General features: G+C 65.4%; 11 protein-coding genes. 5 read left to right on the top strand and 6 right to left on the bottom strand.

Annotated features, from left to right (window positions below):
* Positions 1 to 160: 160 nt before the first annotated feature.
* Positions 161 to 655, bottom strand: a complete 495-nt coding sequence (rraA, locus tag F0185_RS32255; protein WP_167232511.1) for a ribonuclease E activity regulator RraA — start codon at positions 653 to 655, stop codon at positions 161 to 163.
* A gap of 232 nt (positions 656 to 887) precedes the next feature.
* Between rraA and F0185_RS32260 the strand changes: the two genes are divergently transcribed.
* Positions 888 to 1,619, top strand: a complete 732-nt coding sequence (locus F0185_RS32260) for a hypothetical protein (RefSeq protein WP_167232513.1) — start codon at positions 888 to 890, stop codon at positions 1,617 to 1,619.
* 12 nt (positions 1,620 to 1,631) lie between these two features.
* Here F0185_RS32260 and F0185_RS32265 read toward each other — a convergent pair whose 3' ends face one another.
* Positions 1,632 to 2,840 (bottom strand): MFS transporter, encoded by a 1,209-nt coding sequence (locus F0185_RS32265; protein ID WP_167232515.1) that lies wholly within the window; start codon positions 2,838 to 2,840, stop codon positions 1,632 to 1,634.
* Between the two features lie 73 nt (positions 2,841 to 2,913).
* Here F0185_RS32265 and F0185_RS32270 point away from each other — a divergent pair, with 73 nt between their 5' ends.
* Positions 2,914 to 3,741: an AraC family transcriptional regulator gene (locus F0185_RS32270; protein WP_229477297.1), complete on the top strand. Its 828-nt coding sequence runs from the start codon at positions 2,914 to 2,916 to the stop codon at positions 3,739 to 3,741.
* A 96-nt stretch (positions 3,742 to 3,837) separates the two neighbouring features.
* Here the strand turns inward: F0185_RS32270 and F0185_RS32275 are convergent, their stop codons facing one another.
* From F0185_RS32275 to F0185_RS32285, 3 genes are read right to left on the bottom strand one after another with little or no spacing between them, the layout of a single operon-like run.
* Complete coding sequence (locus tag F0185_RS32275; RefSeq protein WP_167232517.1) at positions 3,838 to 4,386, bottom strand: hypothetical protein; 549 nt, start codon at positions 4,384 to 4,386, stop codon at positions 3,838 to 3,840.
* 14 nt (positions 4,387 to 4,400) lie between these two features.
* Positions 4,401 to 4,955, bottom strand: coding sequence for a hypothetical protein (locus F0185_RS32280; protein WP_167232519.1), 555 nt, complete (start codon positions 4,953 to 4,955; stop codon positions 4,401 to 4,403).
* 14 nt (positions 4,956 to 4,969) lie between these two features.
* Positions 4,970 to 5,947, bottom strand: coding sequence for a questin oxidase family protein (locus F0185_RS32285; protein WP_167232521.1), 978 nt, complete (start codon positions 5,945 to 5,947; stop codon positions 4,970 to 4,972).
* Positions 5,948 to 6,105: 158 nt separating this feature from the next.
* Between F0185_RS32285 and F0185_RS32290 the strand changes: the two genes are divergently transcribed.
* From F0185_RS32290 to F0185_RS32300, 3 genes are all read left to right on the top strand, one after another.
* Entirely contained in the window at positions 6,106 to 8,520 is a 2,415-nt protein-coding gene (locus F0185_RS32290) for a catalase (RefSeq protein WP_167232523.1), read from the top strand.
* A gap of 342 nt (positions 8,521 to 8,862) precedes the next feature.
* Positions 8,863 to 10,677, top strand: a complete 1,815-nt coding sequence (locus F0185_RS32295) for a response regulator (RefSeq protein ID WP_167232525.1) — start codon at positions 8,863 to 8,865, stop codon at positions 10,675 to 10,677.
* A gap of 309 nt (positions 10,678 to 10,986) precedes the next feature.
* A complete protein-coding gene (locus tag F0185_RS32300) occupies positions 10,987 to 12,033 on the top strand; it encodes an NF038122 family metalloprotease (RefSeq protein ID WP_167232527.1) in 1,047 nt (348 codons plus the stop codon).
* Between the two features lie 172 nt (positions 12,034 to 12,205).
* On the opposite strand, the gene clpB is transcribed toward F0185_RS32300, so the two are convergent.
* Positions 12,206 to 14,788, bottom strand: a complete 2,583-nt coding sequence (gene clpB / locus F0185_RS32305) for an ATP-dependent chaperone ClpB (RefSeq protein ID WP_167232529.1) — start codon at positions 14,786 to 14,788, stop codon at positions 12,206 to 12,208.
* Positions 14,789 to 14,922: the final 134 nt, after the last annotated feature.

A 14,922-nucleotide genomic window follows, 5' to 3' on the forward strand; every position in this document is an offset into this window, starting at 1 on the left:
CCCGCCCCCCCCCCCCTCCGCCCCCGCCCCCCCCCCCCCCCCCCCCCCCCCCCCCGGGGCTCCAACCCCCCCGGCGGCGGGGGGCCCCGCCCCCCCCCCCCCACGCTGGTTCGACGCCCTTCCCCGCTGTTTTCCGCTTTTCCGCGCCCTTCCCTCCCTGTCAGGCCAGCTTGCGCTGCGCCACCACGATGCCGTCGGCATCGGCATACAACCAGTCGCCCGGCTGCACCGCCACCCCGCCGACGCAGATGCGCACATTGCGCTCGCCCGCGCCCAGCTTGCTGCTCTTTTGCGGATGCGTGCCCAGCGCGCGCACCCCGATGGCGCAGGCGTTGATTTCCTCGCTGTCGCGCACGCACCCGTCGACCACGATGCCGCTCCAGCCATTGTTTTGCGCCAATAACGCCAGCTGGCCGCCCACCAGCGCGCGCCGCAGGCTGGCGCCGCCATCGATCACCAGCACATTGCCGTTGCCGGGCGCTTCCAGGGTGGCGCGCACCAGGGCGTTATCTTCAAACACTTTTAGTGTGGTCACGCTGCCGCAAAAGCGCAGGTGCTGGCCGTAGTGCCTGAACAGCGGCGGCAGCACGGCCATGCGGCCCTCTTCCAGCAGGTCGGGATGGTCGTCGCACAGGTCGGTGGTGGCAAAAGTCATGTCGGCTCGCTCGCAAAAGGTGAAATGAGAACAATTCTAAGCGATTGCCGCCGCCGCCCCTGCGCGCGCCTGCCGCTGCATGCAGTAGGACCACGCGAACGGCGTTCAGGTTCCCGTGAAAACCAGGCATTCGCGGCGCGCGTGACGTGTCACAAGCAATGCGCAGGGAGCGGCTGACGCGGGGCCCAAAGCGCGCCATAATCGGCTCCTCTTTCTCGTCAAGGGGGCATGCATGCTCAGCACGCTGTCACAGCTCCGGCGCCTGTGGGACATTCTCGCCGCGATCGTCAAACTGCCGCTCGCTCACTTGCAATTCGACACGGCGCTCGCGCCCGCCGAAGTGGGCGCCACCTACCGCCATTTCACCCGGCGCCATCCGCGCTACCGCATCATCGGCAACAAGACCATCGGCGCGGCCCTGCTCGACATCGGGCAATTCGCATCAAGCGCGCAGTACCGCGACTCGATCGGCGAGCGCAACTGGGGCGGTTTCTTCGCGCGGCGCGCCCAGGCGCGCGGCTACCACTTCACCCGCATCGAGCGCAACCGCTATGTCGACGACATCCACGCCATCAACCAGTCCATGCCCGAGCGCCAGGGCCGGCCCATGGCCGCCGGCTACCAGGACCGGGTAGCGCATTACACCGACCGCGAGAACTTCCGCTATTTCGGCGTGCTCGATGCATCGGGCAAGCTGGTCGCGTACTGCGAACTGGGCATCTACGGCAACTTCGCCCTGTTCTCGCGCCTGCTCGGCTACCGCAACAACGATGGCGTCATGCACTTCATGATCGTCGAAATCGTCAGCATGCTGATCGCCGAGCGCAGCGTGCGCTACGCCATGTACGACACCTGGTTCGGCGCCTCCGAGGGACTGCGGCGTTTCAAGACCATCCTCGGTTTCAAGCCGTACCGGGTGCGCTACGCGCTGCTGGGCGTGGCCAGCCTGTGCCCGGTCACCTGAGTAGCCTGGCGCTCAGGCTTGCTTGAGCGCCGGCGCCCGGCTGCTGCCGCCCACGGTCAGGGCGGTGCCGATCGCCAGCACCTGGAACAGGGCGATGCAGCCGAACACCCAGGCCGGATGGCCCCGGTCCATCATGGCGCCGAACAGTAGCGGACCGAGCGCCAGGCCGCTGTCGAGGCCCGAGTACACGATGCCGAATACACGGCCGGTCGCGTTTTTCGGGGCCGCGGCGCGAATGAGCAGGTCGCGCGAGGGACCGGCGACGCCGGCGGCCAGGCCGATCCCGCCCATCAGCACCACCGCCATCCATCCCGGCGCCACGGCCGCCCCCACCAGCAGCGCCATCAGCGCGGCGCAGACGAAGGCGAGCGCAATGGTGCGGTCGTGGCGCTTGGCGCGCGTCGCCAGGAAGCCGCCCAGCACCATGCCGGCGGCGGACGCGAGCATATAGGCGGTGTAGGCGGTGGTGGCCGAGGCCAGCGAAATGCCGTACAGCGCCACCAGGCTGGCCGACGAAAAACTCTGGATTCCGCCCAGCGCAATGGCGGTCAGGAAAAAGAAGCCAAAGCTCATCCACACCGCCGGCAGCTTCATGAAGGCGAACGAGCTGTCCTGCGCCGTGCCGGCCGCCTGCAGCGGGGCCGGGTCGGCGCGCAGGTGGGCGCGTTGAAAGAACAGCAGCGCCAAGGTGGCGAAGGGAATGGCGGCGGCCGACAACAGGGCGATGCGCCAGCCGGCCAGCGCGGCGATGCCGGCCAAAAACGCCGGCGCGGCAGCCCAGCCCAGGTTGCCGCTGATGCCGTGCAGCGAAAAGGCGTGGGCGATGCGGGCGCGGCTCACGCGCTGGTTCAGCAAGGTGTAGTCGGCCGGATGGAACACGGCGTTGCCCAGGCCGGCGAGCATCGACCCGGCCGCCAGCATCACATAGCTGTGCGCGCCCGCCAGCACCAGGGCCGCCGTGCCGAGCAGCGCCAGCCCGCAAAACAGCACGCGGCGCGCGCCGACCTTGTCCACCACGAAGCCGGACAGGGCCTGGCCGATGCCGGAGACCACGAAGAACAAGGTCATCAACAGCCCCAGCTGGGCGTACGACAGGTCGAAGGCGGGCTTGAGCCACGGGAACAAGGCCGCCAGGATCAGGTGATAGAAGTGCGATACGCCGTGCGCCAGGCTGACCAGGCCGATGACGCGCGCATCGTCGCGCAGGGTGGGTGTGTTCATAAAGCATCCTTAGTTGAGCAGATGTCAGTGTAAGCAAAAAGCCATCGACAGTTTTGAGACAGGAAGCCATACTTTGTCGCAAATCCGCCAATTGCATCCCGAGCCGACCGTGTCCCTGACCATCCTTACCGATACCCGCTGGCAAGCTCCCGATCTGGCGCCGACCCCGGCACGGCCGGTACGCGCCCTCGCCCGCGACCTCGACATCACCCAGTCGCTCGATCCACACCGGCATGCCTGGGGCCAGGTGACCTTCGCCCTGTCCGGGGTGCTGCGCGTGACCACGCCCGGCGCAAGCTGGATCCTGCCGCCGCTGCGCGCGATCTGGGTAGCGCCGGAAGTGATCCACTCGGTCCATGTGCTGGAAGATGCGCGCCTGCGCCCGCTCGGTATCCTGGCCGCGCGCGCCCCGTTCGAAGGTGACGAGTGCCGCGTGCTGGCCGTGTCGGCGCTGTTGCGCGAACTGATCGTTGCGCTCGGCGAGACCGGCGCCGGTCCGCGCGAAACGCTGCTGGCCGAACTGATCCTCGACGAGTTGCCCGGCGCGGCCACGCGGCCGATGCGGGTGCCGCTGCCGCAGGACAAGCGCCTTGGCGCCCTGTGCGCGGCCCTGATCGACGACCCCGCCTGCCAGCTGACCCTGGGCCAGTGGGCGGCCCGGGTCGGCGCCTCCGAGCGCACCCTGACCCGCCTGTTCGAAAGCGAGCTGGGCATGCGCTTCGGCCACTGGCGCCAGCAGGTGCGCCTGGCGCACGCCGCGCCGCTGATCGCGCGCGGCATGCCGCTCTCGCAGGTGGCCGGGGAGCTCGGTTACGCCAGCCAGTCGGCGTTTTCGGCGATGTTCAAAAAGACCTTCGGCAGTTCGCCGTCGGCATTTTTCGCCGGCGACAGCGCCGCTTGAGCTTGCATCGTCTCTACTCGAACGGGCGCGGCCTGTTCCTGCCGGGCGAGGATGGCCGCTCGACCATGGTGCTCAAGGGCGACCTGGTGGGCGACATCATCGCACGTTGAGCCGGTACATCGGATCAAATACCGCGTCAAGTTCCTGTGCTGAACATCGTTGCAAAAGTCCCATGCCGACAGAACGTTGTTCTCCCTCGGCCGGACCGGCGATGACCTTTTTGATATTGATTATTTTTGCTGTGCGCAAGTTGAATAATATGGCGACATGCGTCCGTAACCTGCGCGCCTTGACTGTCCCGGATGCGGCAAAGTGAATGTCGAGGTAATCCGGCAGCGTACTGATGCCCTCGTGGTACCAGGACGCACTGGCGCTCACGTGCGCCATCTGCCGTGACGGCAGCAGCGCCACGATGCAGGGCGGCAGCGTCGTCACGTGCCCACCAAGCTGCAGGGTCACGCCGTCGACGGCTTGTTTCGCCCCTTGCGCAGCGAAGGCCACCTTCATCTGAGCCGGCCCGTACTTGGCCGGAATCGTGTCCATCATTCCATCCGGGGAAAATTTAACGATGGTATCAACGTGAGCGAGGCAGGCACTGCTGCTTCCCATCAATGCGCCCAGCAACAGCAGTTGGTGTAGTTTCACGTGGTTCTTTCTGTTCATTGCTTGGGAAGCTTGCGCATGTTGAGCCTGGCCGCCGGATCGAACACCGCGTCCAGCTCGTGTGGCGGGCACATCGCCGCGATGTCCAGGCTGACGTAAAGGCGACTTCGTTCGTCGCCATCGATGGTGAAGCTGTGGATGTCGGCCAGCTTGGCCGTCCGCACGTCGAACAACATGACGACCGGGTCCGCGCGCGCGCTCGCCGCGACGGCCTCGGGAGCGACAAAGGTGAGGCTGAGCTTGGACGGACCGCTTTCCTCATGGTTCCAGGCTTGCGCGGCGCTGATCTGCGCCATCTGCCGCGATGGCAGGCGTTCGACGAGGCAGGCCGGCAGCGTGGTCACGAGCGCGCCGAGCCGCAGCGTGACGCTGGCGACCGCTGCCTTGGCCCCCGGCGCGGCAAATGCCACATCGAGCCGCCCCGGCCCGAACGTGGCCGACAGATCCACGCTTCCCGACGCCGGCGCGGCAGGGAGACCGTCTTGTTGCCCCAGGCAGGTACGAGGGCTCCCCATCAGCGCCAGCATCAACAGCAGGTGATTCAGTTTCACATGGTCCTTTCTGGTCATTGCGCGGCCAGTTTGCGCGCGGCAATCGCGAGATAGCGCGCATCGCCGTAGGCCAGGTGTTCGCAATACGCCGACCAGCACAGCTTGACGACGTGCGCATCGGTGGCCCGCGCAGCTTGCGCCATGCAGGCTGGCCAGTCTATGCCCACCGTTGTTGCGGCGGCCGGCGTGGCGGTGGCGGGCTCGACCGTCAAGGTGGCGACCACGACCGCCTCCCACAGGTAGCGCAGCGCCTGGCGCGGCTCGCCGGCATACGGCAGCAGCAGGCGGAATGCATGGCATGCCGTAACGGTATGCAAGAGCGTGAAATCTTCGCGCGCATGATAGGCGCCGAGCGCGAACTGCGCCACCTGCCGCAGGTCCAATCCCGATGGCTGGATCGCCGTCCCGGCCACGCCAGGATGGCGCGCAGCCTGCCGCATGCGGTCGATAATGATGCCGTCCCACGCTGCATGGCCGGCCACCGCCACCGCCAGGCGCGCGGCGGTCGCGGCCGGCGTGGCGTTGACCGTGTCCGGCGGCAAGTCCAGGGTCGTGTATTCCATGACCCAGTACGCCAGCGCGGCGCAGGTTTCGTCATACTCGCCGGCGTCAAGCGCGTACGCCAGCCGGATCAGGCAATGAAAAGCCGACGCCGACACGCCCGGCAGCAGGCGCGGCACCCAGTCGCGCAGCACGGCGTCGAGTCCGTCGCGCCCCGCGCACGCCTGGAAATACCGTTCCAGCCCGCCCACATTGCGGCCCTGGCCCAGCCAGTCGGCCGCGTGCGTGACCGGGCTGAGCTCGGCGTCGCGCGCCCGCAACTGGCGCGCGTTGGCGTCGAAAGCGCGCGCCATGCTGTCCGCCGGCGCGCCCATGCGATCGAGCGCGATGAGCGTCATCGGCAAGTGATTGGCGAGCCGGTCGCCATACAGCGGCCCGAAACGCTTGCTGCGTTCGAGCAAGGCCCGGCAGGTATCCGACAAAGTTTCCATGCACCTTCTCCCTGTTGTTCGTCCACCGGCAGGGTGGCACTGGCGACGCCCTGATCTCCCGCGCCGCATCGCCTGTCCGTGATCAAGCACGCGGGGCCTGAGCGATGCAAACTCGACAAGCCAGGGGCGCCGGCCCCACTCTTTCTAAGAGGTAATCCATGGTCACACGTAAAAAATACGGACCGTCCACCGACGGCGCAGGTTCCGTTTTCAGCACCGTCGCGGGTCCCTCGGACCCGACCTTGCCCGGCAGCCTGGGCACCACCGACCCGATCGCCGAGCGCCTGCTGGAAAAGGCCGGCGGCGAAGCCGACCTGGCCGACGAGCGGCCCTTCAACGCCACCAAGCCGCTCGAATATGGCGACAAAGCACTAACGCCGCATACCGGCGAAGCCTATGCGGCGTCGACCCCGCTGGCCACGGCCAGCACCAGCACCGAAAACATCGCCTCGCCCAAGGTCGGGGACGGCACTGCGCACCTGGGCGTCAACGCGCTCAACAGTTCGCTGGACCGCGTGCGCGCCGACGATACCGAACAACGCCTGACCACTAACCAGGGCATTCCTGTTGCCAGCAACCAGGACTCGCTCAAGATCGGCCTGCGCGGACCGATCGCGCTGGAAGACTTCGTCATGCGCGAAAAAATCATGCATTTCGACCACGAGCGCATCCCGGAGCGCGTCGTGCATGCGCGCGGTTCGGCCGCCCATGGCTACTTCGAATCCTACCAGGACCTGGGCCACCTTACCCGCGCCGCCCCCTTCGCCTACGCCGGCAAGCGCACCCCGGCGTTCGTGCGCTTTTCCACCGCCACCGGCGAGCGCGGCTCGCCCGACACGGCGCGCGACGTGCGCGGCTTCGCGGTCAAGTTCTACACGGACGAAGGCAACTGGGACCTGGTCGCCAACAATATCCCGGTGTTCTTCATCCAGGACCCGATGAAGTTTCCCGACGTCGCCCACGCGCTCAAGCCGGAGCCGCACCACGGCATGCCGCAAGCCTCCAGCGCGCACGACACTTTCTGGGACTTTGCCTCGCTCAGCCCCGAAATCACCCACATGCTGATGTGGCTCATGTCCGACCGCGCCATTCCGCGCAGCTACCGCATGATGCAAGGTTTCGGCGTGCACACCTTCAAGCTGATCAACACCAGCGGCGAGGTGCGCCTGTGCAAATTCCACTGGACCCCGCTGCAGGGCACCCACTCGCTGGTGTGGGACGAAGCGTTCAAGCTGCGCGGGCTCGACACCGACTTCCACCGGCGCGACCTGTGGGAAGCCATCGAAGCGGGCAACTTCCCCGAGTACGAACTGGGCCTGCAAGTGTTCACCGAAACGCAGGCCGAGAGCTTCCCCTTCGACATTCTCGATCCGACCAAGCTGATTCCGGAAGAACTGATCCCGGTGTTCCCGGTCGGCAAATTGGTCCTGAACCGCAACCCGGACAATTTCTTTGCCGAGACCGAACAAGTGGCCTTTTGCACGCAGCACATTGTACCCGGCATCGATTTCACCAATGATCCGATCTTGCAGGGCCGCAACCATTCCTATCCGGATACCCAGATCACGCGCCTGGGCGGTCCCAATTTCCACGAAATCCCCATCAACGCGCCCTTGGCCGAGGTGCACAACAACCAGCGCGAGGGTTTCCACCGGCAGGCCATCAACCGCGGCCGGGTCAATTACGAGCCCAACTCGCTGGCCGGCGGTTGCCCGTTCCAGGTGGGCCGCGCCGGTTTCGTCAGCGTGCCCGAGCCCGTCATCGGCAACAAAGTGCGCGGCAAACCGGAACTGTTCGCCGACCACTATTCGCAAGCGCGCCTGTTCTGGATCAGCCAGAGCGCGCCCGAAAAAGCCCACATCATCGACGCCTTCCGCTTCGAACTGACGCGCGTGGAAACGCTGGCGATCCGGGTCCGCATGGTGGCCGGGCTGGTCAATGTGGACGCGACCCTGGCGCACGCCGTCGCGTGCGGTCTCGGCATCGCGGTGCCGCCGCCGCTGCCGCTGGCCACCAGCTTGCCGCTGCCGGTCTACCCGCCCTCGCCCGCCCTGTCCCTGCTCAGCCGGCCGGGCGTGACCGGCATCCGCACGCGCCAGGTCGCCATCCTGGTCGCGCCGGGCGCCGACGGGGCGACCGTGCGCGCGATCTATGCGGCCTTGCTCGATGCGGGCGCCGTGCCGCGCCTGGTGGGCCAGCGGCTGGGACAGGTCAGCTCGCAGGACGGCCAGCCGCTGCATGTCGAAACCACCTTCGACGTCACGCCCTCGGTGGTGTACGACGCAATGGTCGCGAGCGGCGGCGACGATGCCGTCCTCGCACTGGCGCGCGACGGGCGCGTGCTCGACTTTGTGCGCGAGCAATACCGCCACGGCAAGCCGATCCTGGCCCTCGGCAACGGCGCCGACCTGCTCGCCAGCGCCGCCATTCCCTTGCTGCTGCCGGACGGCTGCGACGACCCCGGCATCGTCAGGCTGGACGCCACCCTCGCCACGCTGGCGCTGGCCCAGTTCAAGCTGGCGCTCGCGCGGCACCGCACATTCGAGCGCGAAACCGATCCGCCGACCGTGTAAACGACGGCGTGTGTGGTAAAGCCGGCATGCGCCGGCTTTTTTTGTGCAGCGCAAAATAGTGTCGGGATCTGCCGTTTCCTGCCAGACCAGCGCAGGTATGCCGAAAAAGTAGCATAAAGCGATACTAAATCTCAAGATTCCTCAATCGCGTGCGGTCTGTCGTGACACAAGCCGACGTGAATTGCCCACAACCATCCATCGTGTTCTCCCCCGCGCCGGTGTATCATTATTGCCTAGAACCAAGATCGCCTTTTATTAACCCATTGCCTTGAAAAAAGGTAACGACGGAGAGCTGTTCGCGTGTTTACTTCAAGTTACGAAACCAATGTCGGCATAGGCGTTTTGATCATTTTGTTACTCTACGTGGCGTACCGCGTAGTGATCTACAAGTTGCGCGAGCGCGAAATCAAGGAGCTCCAGCAACGCGATGAACCGAGCATGCTCGATGTTAACGAGCAAGCAAAGAGCTTCGCGCGCATCCAGGCCGAGAAGGAAGCCGCCGAGGAAGCCGCGCGTGTCGAAGAGGCGCGCCTGGTCGCCGAAGCGCGCGCCCAGGACGAACAGAACCGCCTGTTGGCGCTGGAACAAGCGCGCCTGGAAGAAGAGCGCCTCGCTGCCGCCGAAGAAGCGCGCCTGGAAGAGGTGCGCGAGGCGGCCCGCCGCGAGGCCGAACGGGTCGCCGCCGCCGAGGAAGCAGCGCGGCTGGAAGCCGAACGCCTGGCGCTTGCCGAGGCCGAGCGCCTGGAAGCCGAACGCCTGGCAGCCGTGGAAGCGGCCCGCGTCGAAGAAGAACGCCTTGCAGCCGAGGAAGCGGCGCGGGTCGAAGCGGCCCGCATGGCCTTCGACGCAGCCGTTCGCGTGGAAGCGGAACGCATCGCCGCGATCAATATTGCCCGCATGGAAGCGGAGCGTCTGGCCGCCGAGCAAGCTGCGCGGCAAGATGCGCAACGCCTCGCCGACGAACAGGCAGAGCAGCTGGAAGCGGCGCGTCTGGCCGATGAGCAAGCCGCGCAAGCCGACGCCAAGCGCATCGCCGAAGAGCAAGCGGCGCAACTGGAAGCGGCGCGCCTGGCCGACGAGCAGGCCGCCCAGCTGGAAGCGAAGCGCCTGGCCGACGAGCTGGCAGCGCAGCTGGAAGCACAGCGCATCGCCGACGAGCAAGCGGCGCAGGCCGAAGCGAAGCGTCTTGCCGATGAACTGGCCGCGCAGCAGGAAGCGGAGCGCATCGCCGCCATCGAAGCGGCCCAGCGCGAAGCGGACCGCATCGCTGCCGAAGAGGCGGCGCGGCGCGAAGCCGAGCGCCTGGCGGCAGCCGAAGCCGAGCGGATCGAAGCGGACCGCCTGGCTGCGCAAGAAGCGGCGCGCGTGGAAGAACAACGGCGCGCCGAAGCCGAGGCTGCACGCCTGCAGGCCGAACAGGCAGCTGCGGAAGAAGCCACACGTGTCGCCGCCGCGCAAGCGGAAGCTGAACGTGTCGCCGCTGAAGCAGCCGCCCGCCAGGAAGCCGAACGTCTTGCCGCCGAACAGGCCGCCCGGCTTGAAGCCGAACGCGTTGCGGCGCAAGAAGCTGCGCGTGTGGAAGCTGAACGTGTCGCGGCAGAACAAGCGGCACGTGTCGAAGCTGAACGTGTCGCCGCCGAACAGGCGGCACGTGCCGAAGCCGAGCGCATCGCCGCCGAAACGGCGGCACGCCTGGCGGCTGCGGACAGCGCCCCCGCTGTCGCGGCCCCGGCCCCGGTGGCGGCTCCCGCCACCCCCGCACGCGTCCACCAGGCCAAGGTCGCAACCGACACCGTCGTCATGATCGCCGACGATTCCAAAGTGGTCCGGGTGAAAACCAACCGCTTGCTGGTCAACAATCAGTTCCAGGTAGCGATGGCGGAAGATGGCCTCGACGCGATGAAGCAGATCGCCGAACGCATGCCCGACGTGCTCATCACCGACGTCGAAATGCCCGGCATGAATGGTTTCGAGCTGACCAGGCACGTGCGCCAGAACCCGCTGACGGCGCACATTCCGGTGATCATGATCAGCGCCGAAGAAACCTACCAGGTCAAGGCCGCCGAAGCCGGTGTCGATGTCCTGCTCGGCAAGCCGTATTCGGACGCCGTCATGCTCGATCACATCCAGCGCTTCATGCGTGAAGGCCGCGCCTGACGCGCACGCCGTCCGCTTCCCTCCACACTGACCGCCATCCCTGCACACGCAGGCATGGCGGTTTTTTCTTTCCAGCCACGATACGCGCGCCCACGCCGGCGCTGTCGGATATCTTTACACTCCAACTGTCAAATCCGCCCTCGTTCAAAATTTCATGTTTAGTAACAAAGGCTTAAGTTTCAGGCGCGAAACTTGCTTTAAAAATACGCTTTGACGAGTACGCCATGCGGGCAATGCCACATTGCACCAAGCATGGTTAAAAATATAATCATAGTCTGATTCCAATCAGCGACACCTTGAAAAGCGGAAATGAAAAACCTCAAACATCTACTGAAGATCGCGCCGGCCCTGCTGTGCGCTTACGCCGGCTCTGCGCAGGCGCTCGTCATCAACTTCACCCCGGCGCCCGGCATGGATCCGCTGGCGCTGGCCGGCTTCCAGGCGGCTGCCGCGCGCTGGACCAATGTGTTGCAGGATAACGTGCAGGTGAACCTGAACATCGGCTTCATGGCACTTGAACCGGGCGTGCTCGGCTCGACCGGCTCGACCCAGGAACTGTTCAGCTACGACGCCTACCGCAACGCGCTCGCCAAGGATTCCTGGAGCATCAGCGACAAGAAAGCCGTGTCGAACCTGTCGACCGCCAGCTGCCTGAATGTGATCATGAACGGCACCGGCACCAACCCGTCGGGCATCGGCAGCGCCACGCCCTTCCTGGACGATAACTGCGACGACAACAACAACAGCATCCGCATGACCCGCGCCAACGCGCGCGCGGTCGGCCTGGCCGGCGCCAAGGACGACGTCTCCGACGGCGAGATCAATTTCAGCAGCCTGTTCGACTGGGACTTCGATCCGGACAATGGCGTCGACGGCAAGGCCTACGACTTCATCGGCGTGGCCGCGCACGAAATCGGCCACGCGCTCGGCTTCATCAGCGGCGTCGACGTCCTCGACTACAACCGCGACGGCGACTATGCCGACTCGGAGTTCAGCTACATCGCCCCGGGCGACCTGTATCGCTGCTCGGCGCACAGCAAAAAGAAAGCGGCGGACCTGGACTGGTCGGCCGACACGCGCACCAAGTTCTTCTCGCTCGATAAATGCCAGACCACCCTGGCAACCTTCTCCACCGGCTCGACCTACGGCGATGGCCAGCAAGCGAGCCACTGGCAGGATGACCTGCATCTGGGCCTGCTCGACCCGACCGCCGGCCGTGGCGAAAAGCTCGGCCTGTCGCCGCTGGACGTGCAGTATTTTGACGTGATCGGCTGGAACGTGGTTCCCGAGCCGGGCGCGATTGCGCTCTTCATGCTTGGCCTGGCTGGCCTGGTCGGCGTGCGCCGCAAGCGTTGAACCAACTGACGCAGGCAGAATGTCGCTAACCTAAGCTCCGTCATTCCCGCGCAGGCGGGAATCCAAGGCATCTTTGCTAAACCACGGTGCCTTGGATTCCCGCCTGCGCGGGAATGACGGAGCGAAGTTTAGGGGCAAAATCATTAATTAGATCCTGCCCGCGCTAAACCGACTACTCGAAGCTCAAGCTACCGCCCTTGACCCGCACCGGAATGGTGTCCTTGGGTCCGAAGCGTCCCGACAAGATCAGCTTCGACAGCGGATTTTCGATCTGCTGCTGGATGGCGCGCTTGAGCGGGCGCGCGCCGTACACCGGGTCGTAGCCCGCCTCCGCGATCTTCTGCAAGGCCTCTTCCGACACGTCGAGCGTCATCTCCATCTTCGCCAGGCGCTGTTCCAGGTGCTTGAGCTGGATCTTGGCGATGGCGCCGATATTCTTCTCGTCGAGGGCATGAAACACCACGATTTCGTCGATCCGGTTGACGAACTCCGGCCGGAAATGCGAGCGCACCTCGGCCATCACCGCCAGCTTGACCACGCCCGGATCGTCGCTGTCCATCGACTGGATCTTGTGCGAACCCAGGTTCGAGGTCATCACGATCACCGTGTTCTTGAAGTCCACCGTGCGTCCCTGGCCGTCCGTCATGCGGCCGTCGTCGAGCACCTGCAGCAGCACGTTGAAGACATCGCTGTGCGCCTTCTCGACTTCATCGAGCAGGATCACGCTGTACGGTTTGCGCCGCACCGCCTCGGTCAGGTAGCCGCCTTCGTCGTAGCCCACATAGCCCGGCGGCGCGCCGATCAGGCGGGCCACCGAATGCTTCTCCATGAATTCGCTCATGTCGATGCGGATCATCGATTCCTCGGTATCGAACAAAAAGCCGGCCAGCGCCTTGCACAACTCGGTCTTGCCGACGCCCGTGGGGCCAAGAAACATGAAGGAGCCGTACGGGCGGTTCGGGTCCGACAGGCCCGCGCGCGAGCGCCGGATCGCGTCGGACACGGCGACGATCGCCTCGTCCTGCCCCACCACGCGCTCGTGCAGCTTCTCTTCGATGTGCAGCAGCTTGTCGCGCTCGCCCTGCATCATGCGCGAGACCGGAATGCCGGTCGCGCGCGAAACCACTTCGGCGATTTCTTCGGCCCCGACCTGGGTGCGCAGCAGCTTCGGCTTGGCGCCGTCGGCGGCCTTGCTGGTGTCGGCTTCGGCGTGCTTGAGTTGCGCTTCGAGTTCGGGCAGCTTGCCGTACTGGAGTTCCGACACCTTCTGCCAGTTGCTGCTCCGGGTCGCTTCTTCCATCTGCAGGCGCACGCGCTCGATTTCTTCCTTGATGTGCGTGGTGCCCTGCACGATCGCCTTTTCGGACTTGAGGATTTCTTCGAAGTCGTTGTACTCGCGTTCCAGGCGCGAGATTTCGTCGCCGATCAGGTCGAGGCGCTTGCGCGAGGCCTCGTCCTTTTCCTTCTTGACCGCTTCGCGTTCGATCTTGAGCTGGATGATGCGCCGTTCCAGCTTGTCCATCACCTCCGGCTTGGAATCGATCTCGATCTTGATCTTCGACGCCGCTTCGTCGATCAGGTCGATCGCCTTGTCGGGCAGGAAGCGGTCGGTGATGTAACGGTGCGACAGTTCGGCCGCCGCGATGATGGCGGCGTCGGTGATTTCCACCTTGTGATGCAGCTCGTATTTGTCCTGCAGGCCGCGCAGGATGGCGATGGTCGCCTCCACGCTCGGCTCGTCCACCAGGATCTTCTGGAAGCGGCGCTCGAGCGCGGCGTCCTTCTCGATGTACTTGCGGTACTCGTCGAGCGTGGTGGCGCCGACGCAATGGAGTTCGCCGCGCGCCAGGGCGGGCTTGAGCATATTGCCCGCATCCATGGCGCCTTCGGCCTTGCCGGCGCCGACCATGGTGTGCATCTCGTCGATGAAGACGATGGTCTGGCCTTCATCCTGCGCCAGTTCCTTGAGCACCGACTTGAGGCGCTCTTCGAACTCGCCACGGAATTTGGCGCCGGCCAGCAGGGCCGCCATGTCGAGCGAGAGCACGCGCTTGCCCTTGAGCGAATCGGGCACCTCGCCGTTGATGATACGCTGCGCCAGGCCCTCGACGATGGCGGTCTTGCCCACGCCAGGCTCGCCGATCAACACAGGGTTGTTCTTGGTGCGCCGTTGCAGCACCTGGATCGCGCGCCGGATTTCGTCATCGCGCCCGATCACCGGATCGAGTTTGCCCAGGCGGGCGCGCTCGGTCAGGTCGAGCGTGTATTTCTTGAGCGATTCGCGCTGGCCTTCGGCGTCGGCCGATTTCACGCCTTCGCCGCCGCGCACGGCCTGGATCGCCGTCTCGAGCGCTTTGCGGGTCAGCCCGTTTTCGCGCGCCAGGGTGCCGGCGTCGGACTTGTCTTCGGTCAGCGCCAGCAACACCATTTCGCTCGAGAGGAACTGGTCGCCGCGCTTTTGCGCTTCCTTATCGGCCAGATTGACGACGCCGACGAATTCGCGCCCGGCCTGCACCTGGCCGCCATTGCCGGACACTTTCGGCAGGCGCTCCAGGGAACTGCGCAGGGCCGTGGTCAGGCTGCCCACGTTCACGCCGGCGCGCTGCAGCAGCGAGCGCGCCGCGCCATCATCCTGGTTCAACAGGGCCGACAGCAGGTGGACCGGTTCGATATACTGATTGTCATTGCCCACCGCGAGGCTTTGCGCATCGGACAGCGCTTCCTGCAGTTTAGTGGTCATTTTGTCTTGGCGCATGGTCGAGCTCCACGTAAAAGTGCGATTAACTTGATTAAAAGATTGGGCCACGGCCGGTTTTTTCAAGGCGCTCCTTCCCGGCCAAGGTGTTTACCATGATATTCTTGCATCATTGAAACCTTTATTGGACTGCC

This window comes from Massilia rubra (assembly GCF_011682065.1).
Lineage (GTDB): Bacteria > Pseudomonadota > Gammaproteobacteria > Burkholderiales > Burkholderiaceae_D > Telluria_A > Telluria_A rubra.